This window comes from Arthrobacter sp. UYEF20, assembly GCF_040546335.1.
Classification (GTDB): domain Bacteria; phylum Actinomycetota; class Actinomycetes; order Actinomycetales; family Micrococcaceae; genus Arthrobacter.
The window spans coordinates 1-6,668 of sequence record NZ_JBEPNP010000052.1; the positions used below are offsets into that span (position 1 = coordinate 1).

Sequence of the window (6,668 nt, forward strand, 5' to 3'; positions counted from 1 at the left end):
TTGGACTGTCATTTCCAAGGATCACGCGGTGACCGCCTTCGCATCTGGCAAACACGCCCGAGGTGGGCCGTTACACCACGCTAATGGACGTAACCGGCCAAGGTGCGCCCCGGACGGGCACTTGAGGGGTGCACTAACGCATTAACGCGTGCGTAAGCGGATCCTCAACCGGACAGGCCAAGCCGTCATTTGGCAGTCACAAAGACCGCTAAAGTGCGTTCGCAGGGACGGGCCAGTATTCAGTTTCTTCGGGCCCTTCCGGCGATTTCAATTTCGTAATACGATTTGGATGTGAGTCACGAGAAGATCAACGGAGTGCCGGTCACTGAAGAGATCATCCAAGCGTGGTCCGACGAGGCTGAGCGTGGATACCCGATCGAGCAACTGCGCAAGCGGGGCCGCCGTCCAGTCGGTGAGGGCCCCGGCGAAGTGGTACCGGTACGTATGGATGCCTCCCTGCTGCGGGAGCTCTCTGCTCGAGCCGAGCATGATCACCTGAGCCGTTCGGAAGCGATCCGCGCAGCCGTCCGGGCGTGGATCAGCGCCGCCTAGTGCAGGCGAATTCATCCGCTCTTAAACACGGCATCAGCGCGGAGGATGGAATTCACGCGGCGTCTCACGCGGTCTACGTTGCAGACCTCGACGAGGACAGCCCTGCCCGCCAGTTGAGGCTCGGATTCGACCCCGCAGGCCGCCTACTCGAACTCGTCGTCCTTCGGTTCGACAGCGGCAACGAGTTGCTGATTCATGCAATGAAGGCGCGCACGCAGTACCTGGAGCTGCTCGCCTGAAATCACTCGCCCCACCGCCCTCCTGGGCGATCACGATAACCTGAGCTACCCATCCTTCGATAGCGCCCGGTGAAGGATCCTCTAGCGGGGCAGCTCGGCGCCGGGAAGCGACGGCAAATATATCTGCCGGGACTGAGCCTTCCATGTTGGTTGAAGTGACTTGCTAGGCGAGCTCCTCGGGAGCAACTGTTGCGACAGGGAGGGGGAGCCCATTCGCCTCGTACAGCGCGAAGACCGTTTCTTGGATGGCGCTGGCTTTGAATACGATTCCGAGATCGATCATGTCGTCGAAGGTGGCGACGCCGGCATTGACCATCTGCACGACTCCGTTGACTTGACGAGTGTGAACTGCGGCAACAACGCCGAGGAGTGCCATTCGTGTACCGAGGTGGGTCGATCCATCGCGAGTCGTGAACGTTCCGCGGTCGTATAGCACAACCGGGCTGCCGCTAGACCCCGGGAATACCGAAGCATCGATCAGGAAGGCTGGCAGATTGTTGTATTCGTTGAAGATCGGCGTCGCGGTCTGCCCACGTCGTGCGATCGGCAGCATGGAGGACTGGTCGAATAGGCCATTTGGGTATCCAATCATCGTGACTTGCTCGATAGCGTCGAGCGAGTTCGCGGTGTCTTGTGTAGCGAGCTGCTCGGGCCCAAACCCTCGGTAGAACGGTGCAGCACCGTTATTTTGCATCGCATTCACAACGTTCGCGAAGAACATGGCGCCGATGTCGACGCCTGAGTCTGGGTGTCCCACCCAGGTATGGCCATTGAAGCCGGTGAGCACCATGCGTGTACCTCGGTTGGCGGGCTGGGCCGCGTTCTCCGCGGCGGGCATGGTGAAGGCGACTTGCTCTGCTCCGTCGAACACATGCTTGTTTGTGACTAGAACCGGTCTTGACAGGCCATTCTCGCCCGGGTAATTGACGATGAAACCAGTTCCAGTGGACCTAGCTGTAGGGGTAAAGGCTTCGATAAACACAGTCGTGAAGAAGAGTTGATCCGCGACTGTTTCAACTGGGGGTTTCACCATCAGCAAAGCCTATGTCATACCAGCGCTGGCATGCCCGGACCGAGACCCAGAGCGGGTTGGAGGCTTCATCGGCCGTCGATGCGCCCGATAGCCGGTTCGTCCACCGGACGGCCCGGCGCTGCTCGTTGGCCTTCTTCACATCCGCGAGTTTCCGCCCTTGTCGGATTCCCGTATACCCTGCCCGAATTAATGCCCGGTGAAGGTGCCTTATACGCTACAGTCCGAAGCATGCTCATCGGCTACGCCCGCTGCTCGACCAGCACCCAAGACCTCACCGCCCAGCATCATGCCCTCCACAGCCTCGGCGTCGACGCCGAGATGGTCCACGTCGACCACGGATTCACCGGCACCAAACGCGGCCGACCCGGGCTGGAAAAGGCCCTCGCCGCGTGCCGCGGCGGTGACACTTTCGTGGTGACCAAACTTGACCGGCTCGCACGGTCCGTGCCGGATGCGAGGGATATCGCCGACGAGCTCACACGCAAGGGCGTGACCCTCAACATCGGCGGCAGCATCTACAACCCTCACGACCCGGTTGGAAAGCTGCTGTTCAACGTCCTGGGCATGGTCGCGGAATTTGAATCCGACCTCATCCGCGCCCGGACCCGCGAAGGCATGGCGGTGGCGAAGTCCAAGGGCAAGCTTCGAGGTCGACAGCCCAAACTCTCCAAAAGACAGGAAGCACACCTCGTGAGTCTCCACCGGGACGGCACGCACACCACAACGGAGATCGCCGAACTCTTTGGCGTCGCCCGCTCCACCGTCTACCGGGCCATCCAGCGCGCCGCGCCGGCCACGTGACCCTCCCCCCGCCAGCGAGCCGACTCCCGACCAAAGTGACGCTTTGTGCAGGGGACTTCGGACACCAGATGTCCATACCCGGCTGCACAACTCCCTTACTTTCGGGGCAGCTTGTGCAGACGACTTCGGAAAATGACATTGGGAGGGGTGCTGGCCTTCCCCGTCAGTACAGGCACAAAGGGTCGTTTTCGACTTGCATGGCTGGCCCCTCCGACCCAGGACTGTCCAGATGGCGTGCTGGTCACGGTAGACCTCATCCGCAACCAGCAACGCACCGCCTGCCACTTACGCCCCTATGAACCGCCGAACGCTCTACGAGCTGCGGGCTAGCCGCCAAGGACTGTTTGGAACGCCCCCAAATCTTTGAAACAAGCAAGGGCGGCAAGCCCAAGCGTCAACAAGATTGCCCCTAAACCAACCGTCGGGGCAACATCCTCATTACCCTCGGTATGGCGCTTGTCTCCCAAGGTAAGTGCTGCCGCCAAAGCAAGCACGAACGCCATTACGTAAAAGCTGACATAATAGGCAAGCTTCCCGCCAGGGATAACACCAACCCCCACAAGGGCTATCAGTCCTGAGATGACAAGTGGAATGGCGCACGCAACGACTCCGTGCGCATCTTTCACCACATCTCCATTAGTGCTCACATAGTCTTTCAGTTGCTTTCCAAAGCTTTTAGTCGTTGTAGTCATTGATTTGCTTTTCACTTTCTTTGTTGTGTTGAATGAAACAGTTTTCTGATTCATTTATAAGTAAACCATATGGGGACGACAATTAGAGCCAGTTTATGGCTTTTATAAGAAAAAACTTTGAAGTCTATATAGAATCCGCTAACTCTAAAGGCTTTTCGGGGGAATCTTCTTCGCATTTGATTCCCTATTAGCTCTTGAGCGATCTGCTTTGGATGCCGCATAGCCTCTATTGCAGGCATCTCCCACCGTCAGCTAGTGTCATTCCTCCATGAGGTCGCCGTCTCACACGAGCCAAGTGCTGTCGTTGGAACCGGTCGTTTTTGAGCGGCGCCCCACTCAAGAGTGAAACTCTGGTTGGATGTTGGACATGAGGAAGAGTGGTTGGAACATCAAGTTCCCGAGCCGGCCGCTGAGGACCTTTCTCGTAGTGGGCACTCATCGTTGCCACAGTAGGCCTCGGGGCGTGTACCGGAGCCCTATTCGGGGCAACGCGGGTCAGCTAGCCGCTGAGACGTTCGCCCTGGCCACAAGCAACCCCAACGGCATTTGCCCCAGTGAGGCCTTCTCCGCGCGCCCAGCGAGGAAACGCCCCAAAATTTTCAGATCCCTTACCTTCGAAGAGCGGAGAATCGTGTGGCCGTAGACAGCCTCGCATTGATGCTGACCGATATTGCAGCAAAGTATGAAGAGCGGCCGTCTTCGCCGGCTTTCTCCCGCCTCTATGAAGACGTAGGGCGGTGGGCGCATATGTTCGCTGTTCTGCACGAGGAACTCAATAGCCATTTTGAAGCCATCAACGGCAGGGCTGAAACCACTGGGCATTACGGGGCTCAGCCCAGCCGGAACTTCCTTCAGCTGATCAAGGACCTGAAGGAGGACCTGTACGCCCTGAAACGCGCCGGCGTGGACGCCAAACTGGTCGGCAAATACCAGCAGGCGATCGACCGGTGTCAGCCCTGGCTCTCCCCGAGCGGCGGAAGCGCAGTGCCGGAAGGTTTCGAACCCGTCGCGATCATCAAATACGAGCAGGTCTTCAGCGAAACTTCCTCGTCGGTGAACCTCAATAAGCAGCAGTCACCGGTTGAACTCAAGATGATTGGTGGCGGATCGTACCCGTAAACGACGCTCCCGTCGTCCCCAAGCACCCCCCTGGTTTCGCTGGAAGCTCCGGTGCCCACCTTCACGGTGACGTCACCGTCAGCAGCCGTCTTGGTGGATGCCACAGAATCGGTAGCGTTGAGAGGCATGGTGACTTCAACCTCTCCCTGCTTAACAAAGGAACCGACAGAAGTCTCGACGGCCGGAACTTCATTAGTTTTGAGTTCCGGCGCGGTGGCCGTGGTCACGATGGCTGCCAGACTGTTTGCTGAATCTTCCGCCGTCTGTGTATTTCCCTGGACGGTGGACGTATCGCCGCTGGCGGGTTCATCCGAAGCCAGGGCAATATCGGCCGGTACTAAAAGTGAAATGGCTATCACCGTGGCTGTGGTAAGTGCTCGTATTTTCATGTCCCCCCTCAGGGCGCACTCCCCAGCGGAATGCTGATGCATCCTTACAGTATTTTTGCGGTTAGTAAAGCGTTTGGATAGAAACCGTACTTCCCGGCTTAATCTTTCGAATAATTTGGAAGTATCCAATATAAGTGGGGTGGGTTTACGGCAAGTCAGCCAGAAAACAAAGCAGGGATTGAGCCGAAGTCAAGGTGCTGAATGGCTCGGCTGACCACGACTACTGAACCCGTCGTGCTGTTCATTGTGGCGGATGGAGGACGTGGCTTGGCCTCCCTGATTCCACCGGCAAAAGCAGCCAATCGGGATCCGGCGTGTGATGCGTCGGGTCCGGCCGCTCTTTGCGCAGGGATCAGGCCCAGTGCTCCCAGAAGTCGTCTGCGGCTTGAAGAAATCTCCGTCTGCGGGTGCGTTCCCCGAACAGGGGGTAACTGACAGGACTTCCCAAGGGGCCGGAAGCCTCACTGCCTGGCGCGAAAGCGATTGCTATCAGAACCGCTATCGCGGGTACTGATGCGAACGTGAACAAGGAAAGGATCAGTCCGTACGTGCGCCCGGGTGCCTGTCCGTTCCGGGTCCGGATCCGAAAACCGCCAAGATAGGTTCCGAGCGTGGTTCCGCGGGCACAGAGGGTCCAGTTGGCTGCCACCGTGGCCAGCACGATCCCCGCAGCGAGCGGAAGCTGATGCCCAGGAGCGAGAAAGAAAACAGAGGCCGCCGGGACCCACACGAGGAGCGAGTCCACAAGTAGCGCGAACAGGAATGAGGGCCAGTTCACTGTCAGGGGTTCCGGGTCATCCACCCAGTGATTCTTCCACGCCACGGCCGCTAATCCCTCTAACCCGCCCGGAAGCAACCGATGACGTCGTCGCCGAGGATGACCAGTCTGGCCGTTGACGACGTCAAGTTGGGCGCCATTACGGGCTTGAGTTCGATGTTCCCAACCTCCGTTGCTGCGTTGAGGGTTCGGTAGATCTGGCGGGTGATGTATCGCTTGAGGCTGCGGATGATTTCCTTCTTGGTGCGTCCTTGGCTTGTTCGTTTTGCGACGTAGTCTTTGGTGGCTTGGTCGCGGTTCATTCTGATGAGGGCGATGGTGTAGATGGCTTTGTTGAGTTGCCGGTCGCCGCCGCGGTTCAATCGGAATCTGGTGGTGCCACCTGATGAGGCCGGGACCGGGCAGGTGCCGGCCAGGGCTGCGAATGCGGCTTCGGAGCGTACTCTTCCAGCGTGTGACCAGGCTGTGAGGATGATTGCGGCCAGGACCGGGCCGATGCCGTAGACGTTCAAAAGTCCCGGATGCACTTGCTGCACGAGTTCCTCGAGTTCTGCGTGGTTCTTAGCCATTTGCTCCTGCAGTGTCAGGATTTGCTTTGCGAGGCGGGTGGCTTCGCGGCGGCAGGTTTGAATTCCGAATTCTTCGTCTCGCTCCCTCCATGCGGCGATGGTGTTGATCTGGGTGACGGTTAAGGGCTTACGTGCGTCAACGCCGAGGTCGACGACGCGCAGGAGAGCGGTTCACGGCGGCGATGACAACGGGTCCAAGGACCGCCGGGCCGTCTCCCCGCGCCGCGTTACTGTCCTGGCCGGCTTCCCGGGGAAGCCGCGCGCGGCGCTTCAGTTTCGCCGAACTGGCTTCATCCAGCATTGAATTTTTGGTAGTTGGCGGAGCCGCTGTTTGCAGAGGTCCAGAGGATCTTGTCAAGCTCTTCTGGCGTGGGCTCGTGGTTGTAGAGGAACCGGAAGTATGAGCTGCCGCGAGGATTTCGGACAGTGGAATTGGTGGATTCTTCTACGCTGCCAGTGCTGGCTGTCGATAACCATAGTGGACTTCGTTGGGCCG

At 58.7% G+C, this 6,668-nt stretch carries 7 protein-coding genes and 1 pseudogene; 4 read left to right on the top strand and 4 right to left on the bottom strand.

Features of this window, described 5'->3' with window-relative positions; all coding sequences use genetic code 11:
- Positions 1-291: 291 nt before the first annotated feature.
- Together ABIB26_RS23380 and ABIB26_RS23385 are read left to right on the top strand one after the other, a co-directional pair.
- Positions 292-552, top strand: coding sequence for a ribbon-helix-helix domain-containing protein (locus tag ABIB26_RS23380; protein ID WP_354248571.1), 261 nt, complete (start codon positions 292-294; stop codon positions 550-552).
- The gene (locus tag ABIB26_RS23385) at positions 534-791 is read left to right on the top strand and encodes a PDZ domain-containing protein (protein WP_354248573.1); all 258 of its coding nucleotides are present in this window, start codon (positions 534-536) and stop codon (positions 789-791) included. Before ABIB26_RS23380 ends, ABIB26_RS23385 begins: the two co-directional genes overlap by 19 nt.
- Positions 792-954: 163 nt before the next feature.
- Here the strand turns inward: ABIB26_RS23385 and ABIB26_RS23390 are convergent, their stop codons facing one another.
- Positions 955-1,824: a trypsin-like serine peptidase gene (locus tag ABIB26_RS23390; protein WP_354248574.1), complete on the bottom strand. Its 870-nt coding sequence runs from the start codon at positions 1,822-1,824 to the stop codon at positions 955-957.
- Positions 1,825-2,052: 228 nt separating this feature from the next.
- On the opposite strand from ABIB26_RS23390, the gene ABIB26_RS23395 reads away from it, so the two are divergent.
- Positions 2,053-2,625, top strand: a complete 573-nt coding sequence (locus ABIB26_RS23395; RefSeq protein WP_354248576.1) for a recombinase family protein — start codon at positions 2,053-2,055, stop codon at positions 2,623-2,625.
- A 326-nt stretch (positions 2,626-2,951) separates the two neighbouring features.
- Here the strand turns inward: ABIB26_RS23395 and ABIB26_RS23400 are convergent, their stop codons facing one another.
- Positions 2,952-3,371 carry a hypothetical protein gene (locus ABIB26_RS23400; RefSeq protein ID WP_354248578.1) on the bottom strand — a complete coding sequence of 140 codons (420 nt, stop codon included), beginning with the start codon at positions 3,369-3,371 and terminating at the stop codon, positions 2,952-2,954.
- Positions 3,372-3,950: 579 nt separating this feature from the next.
- Between ABIB26_RS23400 and ABIB26_RS23405 the strand changes: the two genes are divergently transcribed.
- Positions 3,951-4,436, top strand: a complete 486-nt coding sequence (locus ABIB26_RS23405) for a hypothetical protein (RefSeq protein WP_354248580.1) — start codon at positions 3,951-3,953, stop codon at positions 4,434-4,436.
- A gap of 1,226 nt (positions 4,437-5,662) precedes the next feature.
- Here ABIB26_RS23405 and ABIB26_RS23410 read toward each other — a convergent pair.
- Positions 5,663-6,172, bottom strand: a complete 510-nt coding sequence (locus ABIB26_RS23410) for a transposase (RefSeq protein ID WP_354248582.1) — start codon at positions 6,170-6,172, stop codon at positions 5,663-5,665.
- 290 nt (positions 6,173-6,462) lie between these two features.
- Positions 6,463-6,668 (bottom strand): annotated as a pseudogene (locus tag ABIB26_RS23415) (ABC transporter substrate-binding protein); the annotation flags it as partial.